The organism is Rhodoferax sp. GW821-FHT07F03 (genome assembly GCF_059418745.1).
Genome location: NZ_JBWKQM010000001.1, coordinates 268,594 through 291,805, shown reverse-complemented (window position 1 = coordinate 291,805; position 23,212 = coordinate 268,594). Strand labels below are relative to the sequence as shown.

20 protein-coding genes are annotated in these 23,212 nt (G+C 64.0%); 6 read left to right on the top strand and 14 right to left on the bottom strand.

Going from position 1 to position 23,212, the window contains the following annotated elements; all coding sequences use genetic code 11:
- The first annotated feature begins 24 nt into the window (after positions 1–24).
- A complete protein-coding gene (gene fahA, locus AC07R0_RS01295; protein ID WP_495103480.1) occupies positions 25–1,326 on the top strand; it encodes a fumarylacetoacetase in 1,302 nt (433 codons plus the stop codon).
- 81 nt (positions 1,327–1,407) lie between these two features.
- On the opposite strand, the gene AC07R0_RS01290 is transcribed toward fahA, so the two are convergent.
- The 6 genes from AC07R0_RS01290 to urtA form a co-directional block, all read right to left on the bottom strand.
- Positions 1,408–2,757, bottom strand: a complete 1,350-nt coding sequence (locus tag AC07R0_RS01290) for an HDOD domain-containing protein (RefSeq protein WP_495103479.1) — start codon at positions 2,755–2,757, stop codon at positions 1,408–1,410.
- 99 nt (positions 2,758–2,856) lie between these two features.
- Positions 2,857–3,549 (bottom strand): urea ABC transporter ATP-binding subunit UrtE, encoded by a 693-nt coding sequence (gene urtE / locus AC07R0_RS01285; RefSeq protein WP_495103478.1) that lies wholly within the window; start codon positions 3,547–3,549, stop codon positions 2,857–2,859.
- 613 nt (positions 3,550–4,162) lie between these two features.
- Positions 4,163–5,041, bottom strand: a complete 879-nt coding sequence (gene urtD / locus AC07R0_RS01280) for an urea ABC transporter ATP-binding protein UrtD (RefSeq protein WP_495103477.1) — start codon at positions 5,039–5,041, stop codon at positions 4,163–4,165.
- Positions 5,038–6,150: an urea ABC transporter permease subunit UrtC gene (gene urtC / locus AC07R0_RS01275; protein WP_495103476.1), complete on the bottom strand. Its 1,113-nt coding sequence runs from the start codon at positions 6,148–6,150 to the stop codon at positions 5,038–5,040. Before urtC ends, urtD begins: the two co-directional genes overlap by 4 nt.
- 4 nt (positions 6,151–6,154) lie before the next feature.
- Positions 6,155–7,735, bottom strand: coding sequence for an urea ABC transporter permease subunit UrtB (urtB, locus tag AC07R0_RS01270; protein ID WP_495103475.1), 1,581 nt, complete (start codon positions 7,733–7,735; stop codon positions 6,155–6,157).
- A gap of 207 nt (positions 7,736–7,942) precedes the next feature.
- Complete coding sequence (gene urtA, locus AC07R0_RS01265) at positions 7,943–9,202, bottom strand: urea ABC transporter substrate-binding protein (RefSeq protein ID WP_495098273.1); 1,260 nt, start codon at positions 9,200–9,202, stop codon at positions 7,943–7,945.
- 228 nt (positions 9,203–9,430) lie between these two features.
- On the opposite strand from urtA, the gene AC07R0_RS01260 reads away from it, so the two are divergent.
- The 3 genes from AC07R0_RS01260 to AC07R0_RS01250 all read left to right on the top strand — a co-directional run bounded on the left by AC07R0_RS01260 (position 9,431) and on the right by AC07R0_RS01250 (position 12,346).
- Entirely contained in the window at positions 9,431–10,834 is a 1,404-nt protein-coding gene (locus tag AC07R0_RS01260; RefSeq protein WP_495103474.1) for a CoA transferase, read from the top strand.
- A gap of 114 nt (positions 10,835–10,948) precedes the next feature.
- Positions 10,949–11,944 carry a phosphotransferase enzyme family protein gene (locus AC07R0_RS01255; protein ID WP_495103473.1) on the top strand — a complete coding sequence of 332 codons (996 nt, stop codon included), beginning with the start codon at positions 10,949–10,951 and terminating at the stop codon, positions 11,942–11,944.
- A 150-nt stretch (positions 11,945–12,094) separates the two neighbouring features.
- Entirely contained in the window at positions 12,095–12,346 is a 252-nt protein-coding gene (locus AC07R0_RS01250) for a hypothetical protein (protein WP_495103472.1), read from the top strand.
- 74 nt (positions 12,347–12,420) lie between these two features.
- On the opposite strand, the gene AC07R0_RS01245 is transcribed toward AC07R0_RS01250, so the two are convergent.
- Positions 12,421–13,200 carry an arylamine N-acetyltransferase family protein gene (locus tag AC07R0_RS01245; protein ID WP_495103471.1) on the bottom strand — a complete coding sequence of 260 codons (780 nt, stop codon included), beginning with the start codon at positions 13,198–13,200 and terminating at the stop codon, positions 12,421–12,423.
- A 116-nt stretch (positions 13,201–13,316) separates the two neighbouring features.
- Here AC07R0_RS01245 and AC07R0_RS01240 point away from each other — a divergent pair, with 116 nt between their 5' ends.
- Positions 13,317–14,792 (top strand): aminotransferase-like domain-containing protein, encoded by a 1,476-nt coding sequence (locus AC07R0_RS01240; RefSeq protein WP_495103470.1) that lies wholly within the window; start codon positions 13,317–13,319, stop codon positions 14,790–14,792.
- Positions 14,793–14,887: 95 nt separating this feature from the next.
- A complete protein-coding gene (locus AC07R0_RS01235; protein WP_495103469.1) occupies positions 14,888–16,132 on the top strand; it encodes a D-arabinono-1,4-lactone oxidase in 1,245 nt (414 codons plus the stop codon).
- A 72-nt stretch (positions 16,133–16,204) separates the two neighbouring features.
- Here AC07R0_RS01235 and AC07R0_RS01230 read toward each other — a convergent pair whose 3' ends face one another.
- The 7 genes from AC07R0_RS01230 to AC07R0_RS01200 are packed head-to-tail and all read right to left on the bottom strand — an operon-like array spanning position 16,205 to position 23,203.
- Positions 16,205–17,140 (bottom strand): ornithine cyclodeaminase family protein, encoded by a 936-nt coding sequence (locus AC07R0_RS01230; RefSeq protein ID WP_495103468.1) that lies wholly within the window; start codon positions 17,138–17,140, stop codon positions 16,205–16,207.
- A gap of 49 nt (positions 17,141–17,189) precedes the next feature.
- Complete coding sequence (locus AC07R0_RS01225) at positions 17,190–18,764, bottom strand: methyl-accepting chemotaxis protein (RefSeq protein ID WP_495103467.1); 1,575 nt, start codon at positions 18,762–18,764, stop codon at positions 17,190–17,192.
- 24 nt (positions 18,765–18,788) lie between these two features.
- The gene (locus AC07R0_RS01220) at positions 18,789–19,670 is read right to left on the bottom strand and encodes an amino acid ABC transporter substrate-binding protein (RefSeq protein ID WP_116603835.1); all 882 of its coding nucleotides are present in this window, start codon (positions 19,668–19,670) and stop codon (positions 18,789–18,791) included.
- Positions 19,671–19,681: 11 nt separating this feature from the next.
- The gene (locus AC07R0_RS01215) at positions 19,682–21,085 is read right to left on the bottom strand and encodes an amidase (RefSeq protein ID WP_495103466.1); all 1,404 of its coding nucleotides are present in this window, start codon (positions 21,083–21,085) and stop codon (positions 19,682–19,684) included.
- On the bottom strand, positions 21,082–21,768 hold the full coding sequence (locus AC07R0_RS01210) for an amino acid ABC transporter permease (protein ID WP_495103465.1): 687 nt from the start codon (positions 21,766–21,768) through the stop codon (positions 21,082–21,084). The genes AC07R0_RS01215 and AC07R0_RS01210 overlap by 4 nt, the downstream gene beginning before the upstream one ends.
- Complete coding sequence (locus AC07R0_RS01205) at positions 21,765–22,421, bottom strand: amino acid ABC transporter permease (RefSeq protein WP_116603838.1); 657 nt, start codon at positions 22,419–22,421, stop codon at positions 21,765–21,767. The genes AC07R0_RS01210 and AC07R0_RS01205 overlap by 4 nt, the downstream gene beginning before the upstream one ends.
- Positions 22,421–23,203, bottom strand: a complete 783-nt coding sequence (locus tag AC07R0_RS01200) for an amino acid ABC transporter ATP-binding protein (protein ID WP_495103464.1) — start codon at positions 23,201–23,203, stop codon at positions 22,421–22,423. The genes AC07R0_RS01205 and AC07R0_RS01200 overlap by 1 nt, the downstream gene beginning before the upstream one ends.
- Positions 23,204–23,212: the final 9 nt, after the last annotated feature.

The following is a 23,212-nucleotide window of genomic DNA, read 5'->3' as shown; positions in this document are numbered from 1 at the left end:
AAACCTCATAGAAAGCGTTTATTTATGCAGAACACCACCATGCTCAACGAAACCCATGATCCCGATCTGCGCAGCTGGGTCTTGTCGGCACAGCAGCCCGGCACCGATTTCCCACTGCAAAACCTGCCGCACTGCGTGTTCCGCCGCCGCGGCAGCACAGAGCCCTGGCGCGGCGGCGTGGCGATTGGCGATGCCATCCTGGACATGGCCGCGGCCCACGCGCAAGGCGTGTTTGGCGCGGCGGCCGACACCGCCGCCCAGGCCGCCAGCGCCGGCACGCTGAATGGCCTGATGGCGCTGGGGCCGCAGGCCTGGTCGACGCTCCGGCTGGCGCTGTCGCGGCTGCTGCGTGAAGGCGCGCCCGAGGCGGCTCGGCTGCAGGTCTGCCTCGTGGCCCAGGCGAACGCAGAATACGCGGTGCCCGCGCAGATCGGCGACTACACCGACTTTCTGACCTCGCAATACCACTCGCTGAACGCCGGTCGCATCTTCCAACCGCAGAATGCACTGCTGCCCAACTTCAAGTGGCTGCCTATCGGCTACCACGGCCGGGCTTCGTCGGTCGCCGTCAGTGGCAGCGAGTTGCTGCGCCCCTCGGGCCAGACACGCAGACCGAGCACCGAGCTACCAAGCTTCGGCCCCACACAAAAGCTGGATTACGAGGTGGAGCTGGGCGTCTTCATCGGCCCCGGCAACCCGCGCGGTACACCGATTGCGCTGGACGATGCCGAAAACCACGCCTTCGGCCTGTGCCTGCTGAACGACTGGTCGGCACGCGATGTGCAGGCCTGGGAATCGATGCCGCTGGGGCCGTTCATGGCGAAGAATTTCCTGACCAGCATCTCGCCCTGGATCGTCACGCTGGAGGCGTTGGCGCCGTTTCGCGCTCCATTGCCGCGCGAGGCCGGCGACCCGGCGGCCCTGCCCTATCTGCGGTCGAGCCAGGTGCAGGCTTTCGACATCCAGCTGGAAGCCTGGCTGAGGCCGGCGGGCTCCGCTTCCGAGACACGGCTGTCGCACACCAGCTACCGCCATGCTTACTGGTCGGTGGCCCACATGCTGGCCCACCACACCAGCAATGGCTGCAATCTGCAGCCCGGCGATCTGCTGGGCACCGGCACCCAGTCCGGCCCCGAGCTGGGTGAAGAAGGCTGTTTGCTGGAACTGACGCGCGGCGGCCAGGTGCCGCTGGAGCTGCCCGGCGGCGTGCAGCGCCGCTACCTGGAAGACGGCGACCGGGTAGCGCTGCGCGGCTGGTGCGAACGTGCCGGCCAGGCCCGCATAGGCTTTGGCCCCTGCGTAGGTACGGTGCAGGCCACGCTATAGGGTTTCAGGTAAAAAGTGGCTCTGGTGCAGGTACTACCTGCGCCAGCAGCTACCAAATAAATAGCGACCCAGTCCCGTGGTTCAAGCCGGCTTGGCGCCGTCTTTCACCGCATTGGCCTCGGCCCAGGCCCAGGCCTGGCTGGAGAGTTCCAGCACCCGTTCCAGGCTGCTGAAGCCGTCGGCCGCCACACTGGCGTCGCTGGCGGTCTGGTTCTCTACCTGCGCGGCGGTATGCAGGTAGACATGCCAGGGGCCGGCCTGGCCCAGCAGGGCCTGCTCGGCCTCAGGCGGCAAGCTGAGAGTAGCGACTACTTCCTCAGGACTTATTTTGAGGATCAAGCCCAGCATGGACGCCAGCCCCAGGGTGAAGAAGCGGCCTGGCTCGGACTCGCCACGCTCTATGGCCAGCAGCTCCACCAGGCGCGAACGGCACAGCGCGATCTCTTGCAGAGCCGAGGCCATCTTGCGGCTGCCAGCAAACTGCATCAACATCAGCGACAACCAGCGGTGCAGGTCGTTGCGGCCCAGCATCTGCACTGCCTGGTCCACGCTGGAAATGCCGCCCAGATGCGCAAAGCTGGCGCTATTCATGCGCTGCAGCAAACGGTAGGTCAGGCTCACATCGCCCTTGATGGCCGCCACGATCACCGGCGTGTCGGCTCCGGCAGAGAGCTGGCTCAGCAGCTGGGACAGGCGCCCCACCTCGGGTGCCAGGGCCTGGGCCTTGGGTTTGGCCACGCGTGCCGTGCTGCCCATGGCGCCGCTGGCAAACTGTGCGCCGCCGTGCAGCACCAGCTCCATATGCTCGACCTGGGCCAGGTCGGTGACGATGGCCGGTAGTTTGGCTGCCGCGCCGGCCTGGGTTTTCAGCTGCTCCAGCAAGGCATCCACACCGGCTTCACCGGGTCGCAGCAGCCAGAAGTCCGGGGCCACGCCCATGTCCAGGCTGCTGCTCCAAGCTAGGCGGGCCCCAGCCGTGCGGAAGGCGGCCACCGTGTCACGCAACGCCTGCTGCGCCTCGGGTGCCAGCGGCTGTGCCGCATCGGCCTCCACGCCGACCACCACGCCGGCATCGTCCTTGGGCACCACGGCCTGCGCCAACCACACCGCAGGCAACCGTGCAAAGCCGGTACGCCCCTGCATGGCCACCAGCCGGGCGGCCACCAGCACAGCCGCCACCTGGGCGGTTTGCGCAGCAGCATCGCCACTGGCACTAAGACTGCGCTGCACAGCGTCGTCGATTCGGAACTCAAACCCGGCCACATCGCCATTGGCAGAGACCAGAGGGCGGCGCGCCACTACCTGCTGCGGACGCGGCGGCACGGGCGGCTTAACCACGGCGGCAGGTGCCGGGGCTGACTGCGCCGGCGCCGCGGGCTCGGGCGTGGTCTGACCAAACTTGGGAATCAGGCGTTTTAGAAAAGAAGTCATGGCGGGTACGGCAAAAGTACGTAGTACCAGACTCTAAGGCCTTCCTGGATCGATGTCAGACCTTTACGATTTTTTTATCTACCCCGGATACAGCAGGAATCAAATCGCCACCAGATTGCGCACACCGTTGGCTTCCATGTCCTTGCCCAGGCCGCGGGCGATGAACTCGCCGCGCTCCATCACCAGGTAATCGTCGGCCAGCTCCTGGGCGAAATCGTAATACTGCTCCACCAGCAGAATGGCCATGTCACCGCGGTCGGCCAGCATGCGGATCACGCGGCCAATGTCCTTGATGATGCTGGGCTGTATGCCCTCGGTGGGTTCGTCCAAGATCAGCAGCTTGGGGCCGGCGGCCAGCGCGCGGGCGATGGCCAGCTGCTGCTGCTGCCCGCCAGACAGGTCGCCGCCGCGCCGGTGAATCATCTGCTTGAGTACCGGGAACAGGGTGAACAGCTCGGGCGGAATAGGCGTGCTGGCGCTCTTATAGGCCAGGCCCATGCGCAGGTTTTCTTCCACCGTCAGCCGGGCGAAGATTTCCCGGCCCTGCGGCACAAAGCCCACACCGGCGCGGGCGCGTTCGTACGGCGTGTAGCCCTGGATGGCTTTGCCATCCAGCTCGATGCTGCCTGTCTTGATCGGCACCAGGCCCATCAACGACTTCAGCAAGGTAGTCTTGCCCACGCCGTTGCGGCCCAGCAGCACGGTGACCTTGCCCTTGGTGCATTGCAAACTGACGTCGCGCAGGATGTGCGAGCCGCCATAGTACTGGTTGATGTTCTTAACGTTCAGCATGGTGGAAGGATCTAGTTAAGGGTGAAGTACAGGCGGCTAACGGCAACCCGCCAATAGGGGCCCAAATGCGAGACGCACTGCGCTCGATCTACCTGCATACGGCGCGCAATTGGGATCTGACCCCCATTGGCTACACGCCCTGTCTCGCGCCCTAGGCGCGATGTGGCGCATAGCGCCACCGATCCCGATCCCTGGGGTCCCCCTCTGTATGCGCCGAGGAGCGCAGCTTTGGGCGGATAAGGGCTGGCGTTGTTTGAGCGCAGCGAGTTTAGCCAGACCCCGCACAAAGCGAGCACCGCAGGTTCCCGTAGCGCTAGCGGAGGGCGCAGACAGTGGGGGCGCCTTTCTTTTGGTGACTTTTGGTGTTCGCGTAACTTTGCTGCGCAAAGTGAGCGAACTCCACGTGCAAAGCACGGCATTGCGCAAAAGAAAATCCGCTCTGCGGATTTCTACAAAAGTTACTCGCCCGCCGGGGCGAACTCCCGGCCGGAGATACAAGTTAACGTCAACCCGCCAATGGGGGTCAGAGCCCCAATGCGAGACACACCCTGCTTGATCCGCCAGCACACGGCGCGCAATGGGGATCTGACCCCCATTGGCTAGGAGCATAGCTCTATCGGCCAAGATAAACCTCAATCACGCGCTCATCGGCCTGCACCTGGTCCAGCGTGCCCTGTGCCAGCACCGAGCCATCGCACAACACAGTGACGATCTCAGAGATGGTCTTGATGAAGCTCATGTCGTGCTCCACCACCATCAGCGAATGCTTGCCTTTCAGCGTCAGGAACAGCTCGGCCGTGCGCGCGGTTTCTTCGTCGGTCATGCCGGCCACTGGTTCGTCCAACAGCAGCAATTTCGGATCTTGCATCAGCAGCATGCCGATCTCCAGCCACTGCTTTTGCCCGTGGCTCAGGTTGCCGGCCTGGCGCGTCACGCTGTCGGCCAGGTGGATGGTGGTCAGCATCTCGGCCAGCTTGTCGCTCTGCGCCGAATCGAGTTTGTGCAGCATGGATGACTTGACGCTCTTGTTCATCTTCAGCGCCAGCTCCAGGTTCTCGAACACGCTGAGCTTTTCAAACACCGTGGGCTTCTGGAACTTGCGGCCAATGCCGAGCTGGGCGATCTCGGGCTCGTTGTGGCGCAACAGGTCGATGGTGCTGCCGAAGAACACCTTGCCGGTGTTCGGCCGGGTCTTGCCGGTGATGATGTCCATCATCGTGGTCTTGCCGGCGCCATTCGGGCCGATGATGCAGCGCAGCTCGCCAGGCGCAATGTCCAGCGACAAGCCGTTGATGGCCTTGAAGCCGTCAAAGCTCACATGCACATCTTCCAGGTACAAGATGCGGCCGTGGGCGATGTCCACCTCACCAGGGGTATGGATGCGCGAGAAGCCGGCTTCGCGGCCACCGGATTCAGTCTGGCCGGTTCCGTGTTGCTGCTTTTCTTTGCGGTCCAGGCGCTCCGTGCCTTCGTCCATCAGATCGGGCGTCATGCCTTGGCTCCCTTCAACTTCTTCACCAAACCCACCACGCCGTCCGGCAGGAACAATGTCACAGCAATAAACAGGGCACCCAGAAAGTACAGCCAGAACTCGGGATAGGCCACGGTCAACCAGCTCTTGGCACCGTTGACGATGAAGGCGCCCAGGATGGGGCCGATCAGCGTCGCCCGGCCACCGACTGCGGCCCACACGGCGATCTCGATCGAGTTCGCCGGGCTCATCTCGCTGGGGTTGATGATGCCCACTTGCGTCACATACAAGGCCCCGGCCACGCCGCACATCACGGCAGAAATCACCCAGATGCTCAGCTTGTAGCCCAGCGGCGAATAGCCGGAGAACATGACACGCGTTTCCGCATCGCGGATGGCCTGCAACACCCGACCGTACTTGCTGCCGACCAACCACTTGGCGAACAGGAAGAAGCCCAGCAAGGTCAAACCCGTGAGCACAAATAAGGTCATGCGCATCGAAGTGGTGGCCATGGGGATGCCCAGGATGCGCTTGAAATCGGTAAATCCGTTGTTGCCACCAAAGCCGGTTTCGTTACGGAAGAACAGCAGCATGGTGGCAAAGGTCATCGCCTGGGTGATGATGGAGAAGTAAACGCCTTTGATGCGCGAGCGGAAGGCAAAGAAGCCGAAGATGCCCGCCACCACCGCCGGTGCCCCCACGATCAAAAACAGCGTCGCGCCGAAGCTGCCGCTCAGCGTCCAGTGCCAGGGCAAGGCCTTCCAGTCCAGGAACACCATGAAGTCGGGCAGGTCGCTTTTGTAGTTGCCGTCGCGGCCGATCTGGCGCATCAAATACATGCCCATGGCATAGCCGCCGAGCGCGAAGAACAGGCCGTGGCCCAGGCTCAAGATGCCGGTGTAGCCCCAAATCAAGTCCATGGCCAGCGCTGCAATGGCGTAGCACATGATCTTGCCGACCAGCGCAATGGCGTAGTCGCTCAGATGCCAGATGCTGTCGGCCGGGGTCAGCAGGTTCAGCACTGGCGCCACGGCGCAGACCAGAATCAGCGCGACGATGAAGCTGCTCCAGCCGGAACGGGTCAGCAGCGGGCCTTTGACAGGCAAAGTTACTTTCGAGGTAGTGCTCATAATCTCACGCCTCCGCAGAGCGGCCCTTCATCGCAAAAATACCTTGGGGACGCTTCTGGATGAAGATGATGATCAGCACGAGCACCGCGATCTTCGCCAACACCGCACCGGTCAATCCCTCCAACAGCTTGTTCAAGATGCCCAGGCCCAGGGCCGCGTACACGGTGCCGGCCAGTTGGCCCACGCCGCCCAGCACCACCACCATGAAGGCGTCGACGATATAGCCCTGGCCCAGGTCGGGGCCTACGTTGCCCACCTGGCTCAGCGCGCAACCGGCCAGCCCGGCGATGCCGGAGCCGAGTGCGAATGCGTAGGTATCGATGCGGGCCGTATTCACACCCATGCAGGAGGCAATCGGCCGGTTCTGCGTCACGCCGCGCACGAACAGGCCGAGGCGTGTCTTGCCAATCAGCCAACCCACGCCCAGCAGCACAGCGATGGCGAAGGCGATGATGACCAGGCGGTTATAGGGCAGCGACAAATTCGCCAGCACCTGCACACCGCCGCTCATCCATACCGGGTTTTCCACCCCCACGTTTTGCGCGCCGAAGATGCTGCGCACCAGCTGCTGCAGCATCAGGCTGATACCCCAGGTGGCGAGCAAGGTCTCCAGCGGCCGACCGTACAGAAAGCGCAGCACGCTGCGTTCCAGCGCCGCGCCCACCAGGGCCGCCACCAGAAAGGACACAGGCACGGCAGCCAGCAAATACCAGTCAAAGGCACCAGGCAGGTATTTTTGGAAAACAGTCTGCACAAAGTACGTGGCATAGGCGCCGATCATCATCAGCTCGCCGTGCGCCATATTGATCACGCCCATCAGCCCATAGGTGATGGCCAGGCCCAGCGCCACCAGCAACAGGATGGAGCCCAGGCTGATGCCGCTGAAGATGGAGCCCAGGCGGTTGCCCCAGGCCAGCGCCGCATCCACCTTGGCCAATGCGGCCGAGAGGGCCACTTTGACATCTGGCTCCGCCTCTTCCTTCAGGCGCGCCAGCAGCACCGTCTTGGTGGCAGGGTTGCTGCTGTCGGCCAGGGTTTTGATGGCGTCCAGACGGTGCGCCTTGTCGGTGCTGTTGAGCAGCAAGGCGCCGCGCAGCAGGCCCAGCTGCTCTTTGATGGCGGCATTGGCCTCAGAAGCAAAGGCTTTTTCCACCAGGGCCAGCTTGCTCTCGTCGGGCTCGGCCAGCAGGGTTTTGACGGAGGCGGCACGCACCTTGTCGTCTTTGGAAAACAGCTTCAGGGCGGCCAGCGCATTGTCCAGCTCGCCGCGCATTTGGTTGTTGTTGATGACGTCTTCGGCGTCTTCCGGCAGGGCCACGGCGGCTCCGCTGGCAGGGTCCACGGTCTTGTCGCCCTGGACCCAAAAGACTTTGTCACCCTGGATCTTGATCTGGTCGTCGGACAGCGCCTGGATGAAGGCAACGGTCTTCTCGTCGGCGTTGACGACGGCTTTGTTGAGCGCCTCAATGCGCGTCTCGGCTTCGCCGGTTGCCATGGCTTTGACCTCGTCAGCGCTTAGTGCATAAGCGTGACCAGCTATTAAAAGCAGAGCAGCAGTAAAAATGGGAAGGATGGGGCGGAACATGTCCCAGCTTTCAAAAAAGAAAAGGAGATGGGGGCGCCACCGGCGAGCCCCCACCCTAGCCCTCTCCGTAGGAAGAGGGAATGGAACCAGCCATCGAGAACGCCCCTGCTCCCTTCCAGGGATACCGCGGAACTGGCTCTGCCAGGCCGCTGGTATCGCCCCCTGCAAGGGGGTGGGCGAAGACACGAAGTGCGTAGCCTGGGGGTGTTACTTCTTCACGGGTGCATCGGGCTTGCCGGCATTGCCTTCGATGTACGGGCTCCATGGCTTGGCTTTCACAGGGCCAGGCGTCTTCCACACCACGTTGAACTGGCCGTCGGCCTTGACTTCACCGATGAACACCGACTTGTGCAGGTGGTGGTTGGTCGCGTCCATTTCCGACACGATGCCGGACGGTGCATTGAACTTCTGGCCGGCCATGGCGGCGATGACCTTGTCGGTATCGGTGGACTTGGCCTTCTCAACGGCTTGCTTCCACATATTGATACCGATGTAGGTGGCTTCCATCGGGTCGTTGGTCAGAGGCTTGTCGGCGCCGGGCAGGTTCTTGGCCTTGGCGTAGGCAGACCACTTCTTTATGAACTCGGTATTGGTCGGGCTCTTGATGGACATGAAGTAGTTCCAGGCAGCCAGGTGGCCGACCAGAGGCTTGGTATCCACACCACGCAGCTCTTCCTCACCCACGGAGAAGGCGACGACCGGCACGTCCTTGGCCTTCAGACCGGCGTTACCCAGTTCCTTGTAGAAAGGCACGTTGGAGTCACCGTTGATGGTGGACACCACGGCGGTCTTGCCACCTTGAGAGAAAGTCTTGATGTCAGCCACGATGGTTTGGTAATCGCTGTGGCCGAACGGGGTGTACTTCTCGTCGATGTCCTTGTCGTCCACGCCCTTGCTCTTCAGGTAGGCGCGCAGAATCTTGTTGGTGGTACGGGGGTAGACATAGTCGGTGCCCAGCAGCACCCAACGCTTGGCGCCGCCGCCGGCCTTGCTCATCAGGTAGTCCACCGCAGGAATGGCTTGTTGGTTAGGCGCAGCACCGGTGTAGAACACGTTCTTGGACAGCTCTTCACCTTCGTACTGCACGGGGTAGAACAGCAGGCCATTCATTTCTTCCACGACCGGCAGCACCGACTTGCGCGACACGCTGGTCCAGCAGCCGAAGATCACGGCGACCTTGTCCTGGCCCAGCAACTGCTTGGTCTTTTCAGCGAACAGAGGCCAGTTGGAAGCGGGGTCGACCACCACAGGTTCCAGCTTCTTGCCCAGCACGCCGCCCTTGGCGTTGATTTCGTCAATCGCCATCAGCACGGTGTCTTTCAACACGGTTTCCGAAATGGCCATGGTGCCCGACAGGCTGTGCAGCACGCCAACCTTGATGGTGTCAGCCGCATGCGCGGGAATGACGGACAGGCTGCTCAGAGCCACGGCGGCGGTAATTGCCTTGAGAGTGAATCGACGTTGCATGTGTGCTTCTCCGGTAGTGAAATAAACCCTGACTGAACCCATACGCCACCCGGCATGTGGGCCTGTGTGTGGCGATGGATGGACTGTAGGCACGCATGCGCTTTGGAGAAATACGCCGGGTGGCGTATGCGCGGCATTGGCAGCGCTTAGGGGTGCATCACCTCCAAATTGCTGGGCTATACGGCCCTGGCTAAACTGGCTTGCCAGCATCTCCGCCGCCACCACCCCATGCACACTGCCGCCCACCGCCATTTCCTCAGCGCCCTCTGGTCCGCCCTGGAGGGCGATGCAGCCGCCTTGCCGCGCGTGCGCTTCAGCGGCGACGGCGAGCTGCCCTCTGTGTTCGAGACCACCGCCCTGGCAGCTGCCTCCATAGGGGCGGCCGGGCTGGCGCTGTCCAGCCTCAGCCATGCCCTCGGGCTGCCTGCGGACACGGCGGCCGAGGTGCAGGTGGATAGCCGCCTGGCCTCGTTCTGGTTCGCCACCTCGCTGCGCCCGCAAGGCTGGGCCGTGCCGCCCCTGTGGGATACAGTGGCGGGTGACTACCGCACGGCCGACGGCTGGATACGCCTGCACACCAATGCACCCCACCACCGCGCCGCAGCACTCGCCGTGCTGCAGGTACCGGCGGACCGCGCGGCCGTGGCGCAGGCCGTGGCCGGCTGGACCGGCGACGCCCTGGAGGCAGCCGTCGTGGCCCAAGGTGGCTGTGCTGGTGTCATGCGCAGCGCAAGCCAATGGATGCAACACGCGCAAGGCCAGGCCGTGCAGGCTGAGCCGCTGCTGCATTGGCAAATGGGTGCCAGCGCTGCCGCACCCGCCTGGCAGCCGTCCGCCCAGCGGCCCCTACGCGGGGTGCGGGTGCTGGACTTGACCCGCGTACTGGCCGGCCCCGTGGCTACCCGGCTGCTGGCGGGCCTGGGTGCCGAGGTTTTGCGCATAGACCCGCCCTGGTGGGATGAACCAGCCGTGGTGCCAGAAACCACGCTGGGCAAACGCTGCGCCCGGCTGGATCTGCGCCTGCCCGCCGACCGGGCCCGCTGGGAAACGCTGCTGGCCAGTGCCGATGTGCTGGTGCACGGCTACCGTGGCGATGCGCTACAACGCATGGGGCTGGGCGCGGACCGGCGCCAGCAGCTGCGCCCGGGCCTGGTGGATGTGTCGCTAAACGCCTATGGCTTCAGCGGCCCCTGGGCACAGCGCAGAGGGTTCGACAGCATTGTGCAGATGAGCACGGGCATCGCCGAAGCGGGCCAGCGCGCCGCCCAGGCCGACAAGCCAGTGCCTCTGCCGGTGCAGGCGCTGGACCACGCCACCGGCTACCTTCTGGCCGCGGCAGTGCTGCGCGGGCTGGAGCGGCGCGTGCGCGAGGGCAGCGGCAGCATCGCAAGGACCTCGTTGGCGCGCACCGCAGCCCTGCTGCAGTCACTGCCACGCACGGCGGACGCAGCAGCGCAGCCACTGGCGCCCGAGTCGCAGCATGATTGGAGTCCGGGCATCGAACAGAGCTTTTGGGGGCCAGCACGGCGGGTGACCTGGCCGCTATCGATACCGGGTATTGGATTTGCATGGGATGTGCCAGCCGGCCCGCTGGGTAGCGTAACGGCATGCTGGCTGGAGATGGGAAGCTAGTTTTGACGACGCTCTTGCATTCGGAATTTCGCAAAGAAATCAAACGAACGCTCGCGATAAGTAGCTTGTGCCCACGTGGCACAATCGCGCCCTTTTTCTTTGGGGCAGGATGCAATGGAAATCGCGCAATCTACGCCAACAGCGGCCAGCATCGCGAAGCTCGTCCAGGCCCGCTATGGCCTGGGCAAAGTGGTCGAGAGCGAATTCCTCCGACGCAGTTTCAATCAAGTCTACAGATTGGGCTTTGCCAGTGGGCAACGTGTCGTGGCCCGCCTCAGTGCCGAGCGGCCCCGAGGTGGTCCCAATGTATTGTTCGAGTCAGCCGCACTAGAACATTGGACGCGGGTTGGATGCTCCGTCTCTCGTTGCGTGCCCACCGCAACAGGTGAGGTTGCAATACAAGTACCGCTGCCCGAAGGCTCTCGGGCGCTGATGCTTTTTGAACATTTGGAAGGTGAGTTCACAAGCGACGCCGTCGAAGATATCGCAGCTTTTGCGCACGGTCTAGCCGCTTTGCACATCGGGGGTGAAAGCTACCAAGGGCCATCCAGCACCTATTGCCTGGACCTGGACCATCTCCTACTGAGGCCGCTGGAGGGTTTGCTGCGCGCGCCGACGATGACAGCCGAACTGCGTCCTCACTTCGAGGCGCTAGGCCACCGCCTACACAATGACATCTCGGCACTAGGCAAGCTCAGCCGCGCGCTTTGCCATGGCGATGCCCATGGCAGCAATCACTTCATCATTAATGGTGCAACAGGACGGCGTGAGGCCGTATTCTTTGACTTCGACGAGGCAGGCCCAGGCTATCTGGCCTACGAGCTTGCCGTTTACCCGTGGAATCTATACCCGCGTATGCCCGAAGCTGTAGTGGGCGACAAAGCGAAGACGCAGTGGCTGCATTTCATTTCTGCCTACCGCGAAAAGAAACCAGTTGCAGATGTTGACCTGGTTGCCATTTCACGTTTTATGGCAGTGCGGCAGTTTTGGCTGCTGGGAGAGTACGCAGGTCGAGTTCCGGTCTGGGGTTCGCAGGCAATGCCGACGGACTACCTCCGTAAGCAGGTCACCATGTTGCGCAATTGGGAGACGCTGGAACTACCGCTGTAAGTGCCAATAGCGGCTGCTGGCAACAGGTTTCAAGTTCGTAGCGGGTGAAGTCCAAAATTTCCTGCTACCCGCGGCATCCCATACACCAGCAGTTAGGCACGGTTGCTGCATCATCGCCCCCACAACAGCAGCGTTCGCAAAGGAGTCCCCATGCAATTCGAAAAAGACGGTCTGTGGCGCAACTGGGTCGGCAACCAGTCGTGCACTACGCGCTACAAGGGTGCGCCCAGCTCCGAAGACCAACTGCGCGAGATGGTGGCCGAGGCAGACCGCCTGGATCTGTACCTGCGCGTTGCCGGATCAGGCCACAGCTTCACCCCGGTGGTCGGCACCGGTGACCTGGCCGCTGTCCATACCCGGCACCGCATTCGCCTGGGACACGCCAGCCGGCCCGCTGGGTAGCGTGGCAGCGCACTGGCTGAATGAAGACCCAGCGGTGTAGGAACACCAGGGGGCCAGTGCGCTCCCCAAGTTCGCTATAGGCGCGGCGCGACCACAGGCAGCCCAAACTTGCTCCCCATGACGGTCTTGAGTTCCTCTGGGTCCAGCGTTCGCTCTTCGAGCTTTCCGTGCGTGACCGTCTTCAGCTGATTGCCGACCAGGATGTCCCGCCCCTGCGGGTTGTGCAAAACCACCACCACTTTCTGGACGAAGATCGCGCCGGGGTGGGTCGAGTTCATGTAGTTGGCGGGCTCGAAGTCGATCCACTCCTGCGCAGACAGATCGAAGCCGTACTGGTTCAGCCACTGCCCTCCCGCATAGGCCTGCAGCAGGTATTCGCCGTTGTCGGATCGGCTCAGCTTGAACCGGTCTGCATCCTGCGGCACCTCCACGTCCAGCAGTGCTAGCCGCATGGGCGCACGGATGCCATAGCTGCCAAAACCCAGGTCGCACAGCCAATCTTCCCCGTCCACCGTGGCAATGATTGCCATGTGCGTCTTGGGTCGCCGCACCGGGTAGAACATGGGCCGTGCCGCAATCAGGCGAAACGGTATGCCCAGCGCACACAGGGCCATAGAGAAAATACCGTTGACCTCGTAGCAATAGCCGCCGCGCTGGCGGTCGATGATCTTTTCAACGATGTGTTCCGGCACCAGCGAGACGATCTTGCCGGCCTGCACGTCCAGATTCTCAAAGGGCACGGTAAACAGCTGGCAACGCATGATCTCAGCGAGCGTGGCGGCATCCGCCTTGGCGTCACCTTCGTATCCGATCCGCTGAAAGTAGCGCTGCAGATTGAAATTCTCGGCATGCATAGGAAAGTCCTGTTATGGGTTGGGGTGATGTAACGATGATGCGCGGAAAACACTAGCGAACAGCGCCAGCTATTAGGACATGTGTGCTATACAGATAACGATAAACCATATCTGTCATGCAGCACAGTTACATCCAGCTTTCCAAGCTTTTGAAGCTCGACATCCGCCGCCAACGCTACCAGGTAGGCGCCAAGCTGCCCTCCGTGCGGCAGTACGCCACATCCCAAGGCGTCAGCGCGTCCACCGTGGTGCGCTGCTACCGTCAGCTGGAGAGCGAAGGCTATGTGGAAATCCGTGCCAAGTCGGGCATGTACGTGGCCGACTGGAAAGCGCAACAGCAAACACGCTCCCCCGCCAGCGCCGCTATGGGCACCCCACCCCCATCGGCCGTGCAGTACGAGCAGTTGGCGTCCCTGCAACACCGTATGACGCAGCTGTATGCGCTGACGTCCCAGCCGTTGACGCTGCCGCTGCACCTGGCCCATGCCGCCCCCCAGTGGTACCCCTGCGACACCTTGGCACGCATAGGCCAGCGCGTGCTGCGCCGCGACCCTTTGGCATTCGGCGCCTATGCCACAGGCACCGGGCTCCCCGCATTGAAAACTGCCTTGGTCGGCCATTTGACGCGCTGCGGCATCGAGCTGGGCCCGCAAGACCTGCTGGTGACCAACGGCGCCACCGAGGCATTGCAGATCGCGCTGCGTGCGGTCACCCGGCCGGGGGACACCGTGGCGGTAGAGTCGCCGGTGTATTTCGGCATTGTCCAGATGCTCGAACACCTGGGACTGAAGGTGCTGGAAGTGCCATGCGTCGCTAGCCAGGGCATCAGCCTGGAAGCGCTGGAATACGCCCTGGAACAGCACGGCAGCGTGCGCGCCGTGGTGGTGATGCCCAGCTTCCAGAACCCGCTGGGGTCATGCATGCCAGACGCGGCCAAGCGGCGCCTGCTCGGCATCATAGAAAAGCACGACACGGTACTGATCGAAGACGATGCCTTTGGAGACTTGGCGTCCGCGCCTGAGCGCCCTCGCCCCGTCAAGGCCTGGGACCGCACAGGACGGGTGATCTACTGCGGCTCGGCCAGCAAAAGCATGGCACCCGCCATGCGCCTGGGCTGGGTAGTGGGCGGTCGCCACCAGCGGCAGCTGGAGTCGCTGAAGCTCAGCAACTCCTTGACCACGCCGCTGTTCGAGCAAGCGGTGCTGGCGGAATTCATCGCGTCCGGGGCCTTGCCGTCGCACCTGCGCAAGCTGCGCGAACGGCTGGCGGCCACGGTGGGGCCCGCAACGCAGGCCGTCCTGCAGCACTTCCCGCTGGGCACGCGTGCCGGGGGCCCAGCTGGCGGCTGGTGGCTGTGGATCGCTTTACCTGACACGCTGGACACCATGGCGCTGTTGCACGCTGCGGCGCAACGCGGCATAGCGTTCACACCGGGCGCCTTGTTCTCGGTGTCGGGCAAGTTTGCCAACCACCTGCGTCTGAACATCGCCCGCCCCTGGGACCGTGAACTGGAGCAAGGCATCAAGACCCTGGGCCTGTTGGCCAAGGCGCTGCAAAGCCAGCTTGCACCGGACTCTGGTGTGAGGCCTTGAAACAGCGGCTGAATCTGGGTATGTTGGCAGGCCACAGACGGGCATGATTGCTGCATTCCAGCGGCAACCATCCTCAGCCTTCAACCGGAGTCAACATGCAATTCGAAAAAGGCGGCCTATGGCGCAATTGGGTCGGCAACCAATCGTGCATAGCGCGCTACAAGGGTGCGCCCACCTCCGAAGACCAGTTGCGCGAGATGGTCGCCGAAACGGACCGTCTCGATCTGAACCTGCGCGTCGCCGGCTCGGGCCACAGCTTCACCCCGGTGGTGGGCACCGGCGGCGTGCTGCTGTCGTTGGCGCAGATGCGGGGCGTGAACGGCTTTGACGACGCGAAGAAGCAGGTGCGCGTGGCTGCCGGCACGCGCATTCACGACCTGGCGATAGCGTTAAAAGCACACGGTTTTTCACTGGTGAACCAGGGCGATATCGATTCGCAGGCGGTGGCCGGGGCCTTCACCACCGGCACCCACGGCACCGGAACCACGCTGGGCTGCCTGGCCTCGTCAATCGCCGGGCTGCGGCTGGTACAGGCCGATGGCAGCGTGCTGGTGGTGGATGGCAGCGACGCCGATCTGCTGCACGCCGCCCAGGTGTCGGTGGGCACGCTGGGCGTGATCTCCGAGCTGACCCTGCAGGTCACCGACGCCTACCAGCTGCACGAGCATGTGTGGCGCGACGACTTCGAGACCTGCATGGCGCGGCACGATGAACTGGCGGCCACACACCGGCACTTCGGCTTCTTCTGGTGCCCCACGCCGCAGAGCCGGCACCTCTACTGCCTGGCCGACACAGCGGATGCGCCGCTGACCACCACAACCAAGACCGCCGATGTTTGCGAGATGAAGATCATCGACATCACCGACCGGCCGGCGCTGAACACGCCGTTCGAGAAGATCGCCTACTCGTCGGAGATCTACCCCATCGAGTACGTGCCGAACTTCCATGAGCTGGAATACGCCGTGCCGCTGCAGCATGGCAAAGAGGCTGTGCGGGCGGTGCGCGAGTTGATGCTGACCAAGCACACGAACTGCATCTTCCCCATCGAATACCGCTTCACCGCGGGCGACCCGGCGTGGATCAGCCCGTTCTACCAGCAGGACAGCATCACGCTGTCGGTGTCCGGCCAGCCGGGCGTGGACTACTGGGACTATCTGCGCGATGTCGATGCCATCTTGCGCCGTTACGGCTCACGCCCACACTGGGGCAAGATGCACTTTCTGGACACCGATGACGTCACCGCGCTGTACCCGCGCGCCGCCGATTTCCGCGCGCTGAGGCGCAAGCTTGACCCGCGCGGCCGCTTCCTGAACGACCATGTACGGGCGCTACTGGGCTAAACCATCCGCTAGCAAATTTATAGCTACTTACGCAACTAGTACCTGCGCCAGAGGCATGAAAAGCTTGTAAATTCAAACCAATTTCTGCACCGCGACGTGGCGGTTATAGGCCAGGTAGGCGCAGGCCACATCGGCCAGGCCCACCCCCACCGACTTGGCAACAATGATGTCGCCACTGCTGCCGCGCCAAGGCTGCCCATGGCGATACAGCTCGGGCAAATCCACCACCTTGGCCCGCTCGAAGTCGTTTTGCGGGCGCCACAGCACCAGCTCGCCGGCCTCGGCCAGGCTTTGCGGCTTCCATTCCACGATGATGCGGCTGGCGCGGGACAAAGTGGCGTCGTCCAGCTCGCGCCCCTTGGGCGCGCTGGTGCCGATGGCGCAGACAAAGGCACCGGGCTCCAGCCAACGACCGTCGAACACCGGCACCTGCGAACGTGTGGCGGTCACCACCAGGTCGGCGCCGCGCACCGCGGCTTCCGCACTGCACAGCTGCACCCGGCTGCCGGTTTGCAGCGCCAGGCGGCTGCACCAGCTGTCGTCACCCAGTGGGTCGACCACGGCGATCTCCTCAAAAGAAAAGACTCCGCACAAGGCCTGCGCCTGGGCCCGCCCCTGCAGGCCGGCGCCAAACAGCGCCAGCTTCTTCGGCGCCGGATTCGCGGCCTTGGAGGCAATCAACGCCGTCAACGCCGCGGTGCGAAAACGGGTCAGCTCGGCGCCATCCAGCACGGCGATCGGCACATTCTTTTCCAGGTCAAACAGCGTGACCAGAAACGCAAACTGGCCTTGCACCGTGGGGTAGACCTTGATGCCGCCAACCTGGCGCGCACCCCACAGCGCGCCCATGCTGCTCAGCCGGATATTGCCGCTTCCGGTGCGCTGGCGCGGGTGAATTTCAGCCTGCTCTGCAGCCAGGTCGGCAAATGCGGCGTCCAGAATGGCGGCCACGCCGGCAAAGTCGAGCAGCTGGGAAATGGCGGCATCGTCGAGGTAAAGGGGGTTCATATTTTCAGGTCGTCAAAAAAGGAATCGGGTGCCCACTGGCCGGGCTGGGCTATGCCAGCAGCAAAGCCCCCAGGCGAAAGGTGCCGACCACCTGGGCCAGCTTGTCGGCCTGGCCTTTCAGGCTGTCTGCGGCGGCGGCGCTCTGCTCCACCAGGGCGGCGTTTTGTTGGGTCATTTCATCGAGCTCACCCACGGCGGTGTTCACCCGCTCTATGCCCACGCTCTGCTCGGCCGCGGCGGCGGTGATCTCGCTGATGATGTCCGTCACGCGCTGCACCGAATCGACGATGTCACGCATGGTGCTGCCGGCCGACGACACCAGCCGCGAGCCGGCCTCGACGCGGTTGAAGCTGGCGTCGATCAGCTGTTTGATCTCGCGTGCGGCCTGGGCCGAACGGGTCGCCAGATTCCGCACCTCGGCCGCCACCACCGCAAAGCCCCGGCCCTGCTCGCCGGCGCGGGCAGCTTCCACCGCGGCGTTCAGGGCCAGAATGTTGGTCTGGAAGGCAATGCTGTCAATCACCGAAATGATGTCGGCGATCTTGCGCGAGCTGTGGTTGATCTCGTCCATGGTGGCCACCACCTGGGCCACCACCGCGCCGCCGCGCGCTGCCACTTCTGCGGCGGAAGACGCCAGCTGGTTGGCCTGCCGGGCCGACCGGGTCGACTGCCCCACCGTGCCGGTCAGGTCCGACAGCGACGATGCCGTGCCTTGCAAATTGCTGGCCGCCTGCTCGGTGCGTTGGCTCAGGTCCTGGTTGCCGCTGGCGACCTCGGCACTGGCGGCCTTGATCGACTCGGCAGAATCGCGCACCTCACCAACCACGGTACGCAACGAGGCCTGCATCGCATCCAGCGCCCGCAGCAACTGCGCCGTCTCGTCCCGCCCCTGCACCACGATGGTCTGGCCCAGATCGCCGGTGGCGATGCGCCGGGCCAGCGCCACGGCATGGTCCAGCGGCCGGCAAATCGACTGCAGCGTCAGCCACATCAGCGGCACGAACAGCAGCAGGGTCAGGCCTACCAGGCCCAGGCGCAGCAAGGATGCGGCGGTGGACTGTGCCTGCATCTGCTGGTGCGCCCGCACCGCTGCCTCTTGCTGCGCGGCGATCAGGCGTAACGTGTTATCGCCCAGCGCCTGGAAGCTCTTGTCCACCTTGGTCGAGAACACCAGCGCCGACAGGCTGTCGATCACCGCCGACTCCAGCTGTTCCAAGGCCGGCCCCATGGTCGCGGCGTAGTCCTGCATCAGCCTATCCTGGTTGGCCACCAGCTTGGCGATCTCGGCGTCGGCCGGGTTCGCCTGGCGGATTTTTGCGCCGACCTGCTGCACTTTCTGCACCTCGGCTTTCCACCGGCCGATCAGCGCATGCACCTGGTCGGCGTTCGAGGTGCCGATGGCAATCGCCAAGCTTTCCCAGCGCCGCACCAAGCCCAGCGATTCACGCAGCACGGCCACGTCGGCGGCAGCCGCATTGGCGCGGGTAAACAGATCGGCAGTGCTCTGGTTGGCCTGCACACCCGAGACCCAGCCCCAGCCGCCGAGCACCAGCAAGGACAGGGAGACGCAGGCCAGCACCAGGTAAAAGCGCAACCGGATACTGAAATTGTGGAGGGACAACATGGCGTTTCAGTCTTTCAATGGCGATCAGGGGACGCCGTATTTGCTGGGGAAGCGCAGGTTCTCCTGCATGTAGACATTCATCGGCACGCGCAATGCGACGGTGTCAAACCATTTCTTGTAGAGGCCGAGCAGCTCGCCAGACGACATCAAACCCAGCAAGGTCTTGTCGACAATTTCGCGCAGCGGTACATCGCCCTTGGGCAACATGAAGGCGTACGGTTCGACCGACATGAAACGGCCGCTCACCATCAGCTGGTCTTTGCGCGGCGAGGCGCTGAGCAGGCCGTAGAGCAGGATGTCGTCCTGCGCAAATGCATCTGCCTGGCCTCGCTCCACCAGCGCAACACCTTCCGGGTCGGTGCCTACGCTGATCACCTGCAGGTTCTGTTCAGTTTGCAGCTGGCGCACCAGGCTCTCGGCCGTCGTGCCCTTGCTGACGGCCACACGCTTTTGCCACAGGTCGTTGTTGCCCTGCACCGGGAATGATTTCAGCGTCAGCAGCCGGGCACCGGTGGTGAAGAAGGTGTAGGAGAAATCCACGTCCTTTTGCCGCGCCACCGTATTCGTGTTGCCACCGCACTCGATGTCGATCTCGCCGGCCTTCAACATCGGGATGCGCTGGGCGCCTGTGAGCTGGGTGTAGCGCACCCGCAGGTCCGGGCGCTTCAGGCTCTTGCGGATGTTGTCGATCACACGTAGGCAAAGGTCAATGGAGTAACCCACCGTATTGCCCTGTGCATCCTCAAATGCAAACGTACCGGGCGTAGCGATATAGCCGACACTGACCACGCCCTTCGCGGCGATGCGGTCCAGCGTCACGCTTTGCGCAATGGCAGCCCCGACCCACCACAATCCGGCGAATACCAGCAGCGACAACGCAGGCTTGCGCAGCAGCACGGGGCACATGGCAAGCAGCCTCAGGCCAGGCCAGGCGGCACAGCCTGGCCCCACGGCGTGGCTTGCTCGAAGGCAAACGCCGCCCGCAGAATCGTCGGCTCGGCAAACGGCCGGCCGATGAACTGCACCGAGATCGGCATGCCCGCCGACGACAGGCCCGCCGGCACGGCCACCGAGCACAGGTCCAGCAGGTTCACAAAGCGACCGAAGCGCGACAGCGGCGTGGCCAACTCATCCACTTCAGTCAGCGGTATCGCGCTGATGGCATTCGTCGGGAACACGCACACGTCCACCCCGTCCATGGCCTCCAGCATCGCGGCCTTGGCCTGCTCGCGCTGGCGTAACAAATGGATGTACTGCGCCGCGCCGATGTCGCGCCCCAGCAGGATGCGGCGCTGGATATTCGGGTCGAACTGCAGTTCGCGGCGCTCGAACAAGGGGCCCAGATGCGCATAGCCCTCGGCACTCATCAGGCTGCCGGCGATGCGCATGGATTGCTCCAGGCTGTGCGGCAGTGGCCGCTCCACCAGCACCATGCCCATCGACGCCAGCGCGTCCAGTGCCCGGTCGTAGGCGCGCAATACCTCGGCGTCCACATCCTCTCGCTCGGCCCATGGCAGTGTCCACACCCGCAGGCCCTTCACGTCTTTCTCCAGCCCCTGGGCCACCGAGCGCGTGGGCGCCAGGCGCGATACCGGATCGAGCGGGTCCGGCCCGGCCAGCACGTCCAGCATCGTCGCGCAATCTCGGACGCTGCGGGTCAGCGGGCCGACGGTATCGTGCGTCGGGCACAGCTCCAGCAGGCCGTGGCGGCTCACCAGGCCGTGGGTCGTCTTCAGCCCGACCAGGCCGCACAGGCCAGCCGGGATGCGCACCGAGCCCCCCGTGTCGGTGCCTATCGCCGCGCATGCCATGCCGGCCGCCACGGCCACGGCCGAGCCGCTGCTGGAGCCGCCGGGCACGCGGTGTGTCTGCAGGTCCCAGGGGTTCCAGGGCGTGCCCATGGTCGTGTTCGTGCCCCAGCCGCCAAAGGCGAATTCCACCGTGTGCGTCTTGCCCAGCACGATGGCGCCGGCACTGCGCAAGCGCTGCACCGCACTGGCCGTCAGCGTGGAGATGCGCGGCGGCAGCGCGGCCGAACCGCCGGTGATGGGCTTGCCCTGGATGTCGAACAAATCCTTCACCGCCACCGTCACGCCGTGCAGCGGCCCGAGCAGCGTGCCGGCCTGGCGCAACCGGTCCAAACCCTCGGCAGCAGCCAGCGCCTCGTCGGCATACACATCGATGAAGGCGTGCAACTGCGGGTCCCATCGGTTGATACGCGCCAGGTGCTCCTGCACCAGCGCCACGCTGGTCAGCGCGCCGGAGGCCAGCGCCTGCTGGGTCTGCTCTATCGAGCCGAAAGCCACGTTCGCCACGCTCATACGGCCCCCATCACACGGCGGCCACGCGCCAGCCGCCGCTCGAACAGGCGCGACAGCATCGATAGCGGAAAGGCGATGCCGAAGTAGAACAAGCCGACCAGCAAAAAGATGTGCAGCGGCAAAAAGAACTCGCTGGCCATGGCCCGGGCCGTCAGCATCAGCTCGTCGGTGGCAATCAGAGCGCAGAGAGAACTGTCTTTCAGCAGCGCCACATAGGTGTTCAGCAGTGGCGGCAGCATCAAGCGCAGCGCCTGCGGCAACACCACGCGGAGGAACACCTGGCGCGGCGCCAGGCCGACGGCCAAAGCCGCTTCGCGCTGGCCCTTGTGGATGGCGTTCAGCCCACCGCGAAAGATCTCGGCCACATAGGCAGCACCGTGCAGGCCCAGGCCCAGCGCGCCGGCCCAATAGCCTGACAAGGTAATGCCCAACGGCGGCAACGCAAAGTACAGCGCCAGCAGCAAAGCCAGCAGCGGCACGGTACGTACCGCCTGGATGAACAGATTGGCGGCATGGCGCAGCAGGCCGTTGCCGCTGCGCAGCATCGCCACCAGCGCCGCGCCACCCAGCAGCGCAGCGATGAAGCCGACCGCCGACAGCTGCGCCGTCACTACCGCGGCACGGGCCAGGCGCGGCAACCACTCTGGCAAATACTCCAGATAGGCCATGAAAAATACGGTCATCGCTGTGTCTCCAGGCGGCGTTCGGTGCGGGCGAAGGCCCAGCTGATCGGCAAAATCATGGCTGCGTACAGCAGCATGGCCGCCAGGTAGATCAGCGTGGTCTCGAAGGTGGAAGTCACCAGATTGCGGGCAAAAAACATGATCTCCGGCGCGGCGATGGCCGATGCGATGGAGGTGTCTTTCAGCAGCTGGCTGACGTAGTTACCCAGCGACGGCAGGGTCACGCGCAGCATCTGCGGTAGCAGCACATGGCGCAGTGTCTTGACAGGTGTCAGGCCCACAGACAAAGCCGCTTCGCGCTGGCCGACATGCAGGGATTTCAGGCCCGACGCGAACACATCGCACAGGATCGCTGCGCCCACCAGGCCCAAGCCGATGACCGCTGCTGTCAGCGGCGACAGCCGCAGTCCGACTGCCGCCAGTCCGAAGTACAGCAGAAACAGATGCGCCAGCGCCGGCACATTGCGCATCCATTCGATGTAGCCGGCAATCGCCCATTGCAACAGCCGGCTGTGGGTGAAGGTGCGGCAGATCGCCAGCAGCAAACCCAGCAGCGCAGCGATGGCGAATGCGCCCACGGCCACCTGCACGGCGGTGACCGCACCCAGTGCCAGAGTGGCCAGGATGCGCGCAAAAATATCGAACGCAGCCATCACAGCACCGCTTCCGCGCCAACCTGGCCGAGAAAGCTGCGCGTGCGCTCCATCTGCGGCCGGTTGATCACATCGGCGGCGGCGCCCTGCTCGACGATGTGGCCACCGTCCATGAAGATCACGCGGTCGGCCACGTCGCGGGCAAAGCGGATCTCGTGGGTCACCAGGATCATCGAGCGGCCCTCCTCCGCCAGCTCGCGGATCACACCCAGCACCTCGCCCACCAGCTCCGGGTCGAGGGCCGAGGTCGGCTCGTCAAACAGCATCAGCTTGGGCCGCTGCGCCAGCGCCCGGGCGATGGCCACGCGCTGCTGCTGGCCGCCGGACAGGCGCTCCGGGTATTCGGTCGCCTTGTGGCGCAGATGCACCTTGTCCAGCATCTCGTCGGCCAGCTCGTAGGCCTCGGCCTTGGACATGCCGCCGGCGCGGATCGGGCCCAGGGCCACGTTGTCGCGCACGTTCAAGTGCGGCCACAGATAGAACAGTTGGAACACCATGCCGATCTCGGTGCGCTGCGGCGCCAGCTCCTTGTCGCTCATGAAGCGGAATCCACCGCGCTTGTCCGGCAGCTGGCCGATGCGCTCGGACTCCAGCAGGATGGAACCTTCGCTAGGCCGCTCCAGAAAGTTCAGGCAGCGCAGGCAAGTCGATTTGCCCGACCCGCTAGGCCCGATCAGCGACAGGGTTTCGCCTTTGGCCAGATCAAAGGAAATGCCTTTCAGCACCTCGGTCTGGCCGTAGCTTTTCTTCAGGCCTTGGACCTGCAACAGTGGGTTGTTCATGGCAGCGTG

Bases quoted from the DNA above. Each gene is read 5' to 3' on its own strand.
- fahA (WP_495103480.1), top strand. From the start codon at position 25: ATGCAGAACACCACCATGCTCAACGAAACCCATGATCCCGATCTGCGC.
- AC07R0_RS01290 (WP_495103479.1), bottom strand. From the start codon at position 2,757: ATGACTTCTTTTCTAAAACGCCTGATTCCCAAGTTTGGTCAGACCACG.
- urtE (WP_495103478.1), bottom strand. From the start codon at position 3,549: ATGCTGAACGTTAAGAACATCAACCAGTACTATGGCGGCTCGCACATC.
- urtD (WP_495103477.1), bottom strand. From the start codon at position 5,041: ATGACGCCCGATCTGATGGACGAAGGCACGGAGCGCCTGGACCGCAAA.
- urtC (WP_495103476.1), bottom strand. From the start codon at position 6,150: ATGAGCACTACCTCGAAAGTAACTTTGCCTGTCAAAGGCCCGCTGCTG.
- urtB (WP_495103475.1), bottom strand. From the start codon at position 7,735: ATGTTCCGCCCCATCCTTCCCATTTTTACTGCTGCTCTGCTTTTAATA.
- urtA (WP_495098273.1), bottom strand. From the start codon at position 9,202: ATGCAACGTCGATTCACTCTCAAGGCAATTACCGCCGCCGTGGCTCTG.
- AC07R0_RS01260 (WP_495103474.1), top strand. From the start codon at position 9,431: ATGCACACTGCCGCCCACCGCCATTTCCTCAGCGCCCTCTGGTCCGCC.
- AC07R0_RS01255 (WP_495103473.1), top strand. From the start codon at position 10,949: ATGGAAATCGCGCAATCTACGCCAACAGCGGCCAGCATCGCGAAGCTC.
- AC07R0_RS01250 (WP_495103472.1), top strand. From the start codon at position 12,095: ATGCAATTCGAAAAAGACGGTCTGTGGCGCAACTGGGTCGGCAACCAG.
- AC07R0_RS01245 (WP_495103471.1), bottom strand. From the start codon at position 13,200: ATGCATGCCGAGAATTTCAATCTGCAGCGCTACTTTCAGCGGATCGGA.
- AC07R0_RS01240 (WP_495103470.1), top strand. From the start codon at position 13,317: ATGCAGCACAGTTACATCCAGCTTTCCAAGCTTTTGAAGCTCGACATC.
- AC07R0_RS01235 (WP_495103469.1), top strand. From the start codon at position 14,888: ATGCAATTCGAAAAAGGCGGCCTATGGCGCAATTGGGTCGGCAACCAA.
- AC07R0_RS01230 (WP_495103468.1), bottom strand. From the start codon at position 17,140: ATGAACCCCCTTTACCTCGACGATGCCGCCATTTCCCAGCTGCTCGAC.
- AC07R0_RS01225 (WP_495103467.1), bottom strand. From the start codon at position 18,764: ATGTTGTCCCTCCACAATTTCAGTATCCGGTTGCGCTTTTACCTGGTG.
- AC07R0_RS01220 (WP_116603835.1), bottom strand. From the start codon at position 19,670: ATGTGCCCCGTGCTGCTGCGCAAGCCTGCGTTGTCGCTGCTGGTATTC.
- AC07R0_RS01215 (WP_495103466.1), bottom strand. From the start codon at position 21,085: ATGAGCGTGGCGAACGTGGCTTTCGGCTCGATAGAGCAGACCCAGCAG.
- AC07R0_RS01210 (WP_495103465.1), bottom strand. From the start codon at position 21,768: ATGACCGTATTTTTCATGGCCTATCTGGAGTATTTGCCAGAGTGGTTG.
- AC07R0_RS01205 (WP_116603838.1), bottom strand. From the start codon at position 22,421: ATGGCTGCGTTCGATATTTTTGCGCGCATCCTGGCCACTCTGGCACTG.
- AC07R0_RS01200 (WP_495103464.1), bottom strand. From the start codon at position 23,203: ATGAACAACCCACTGTTGCAGGTCCAAGGCCTGAAGAAAAGCTACGGC.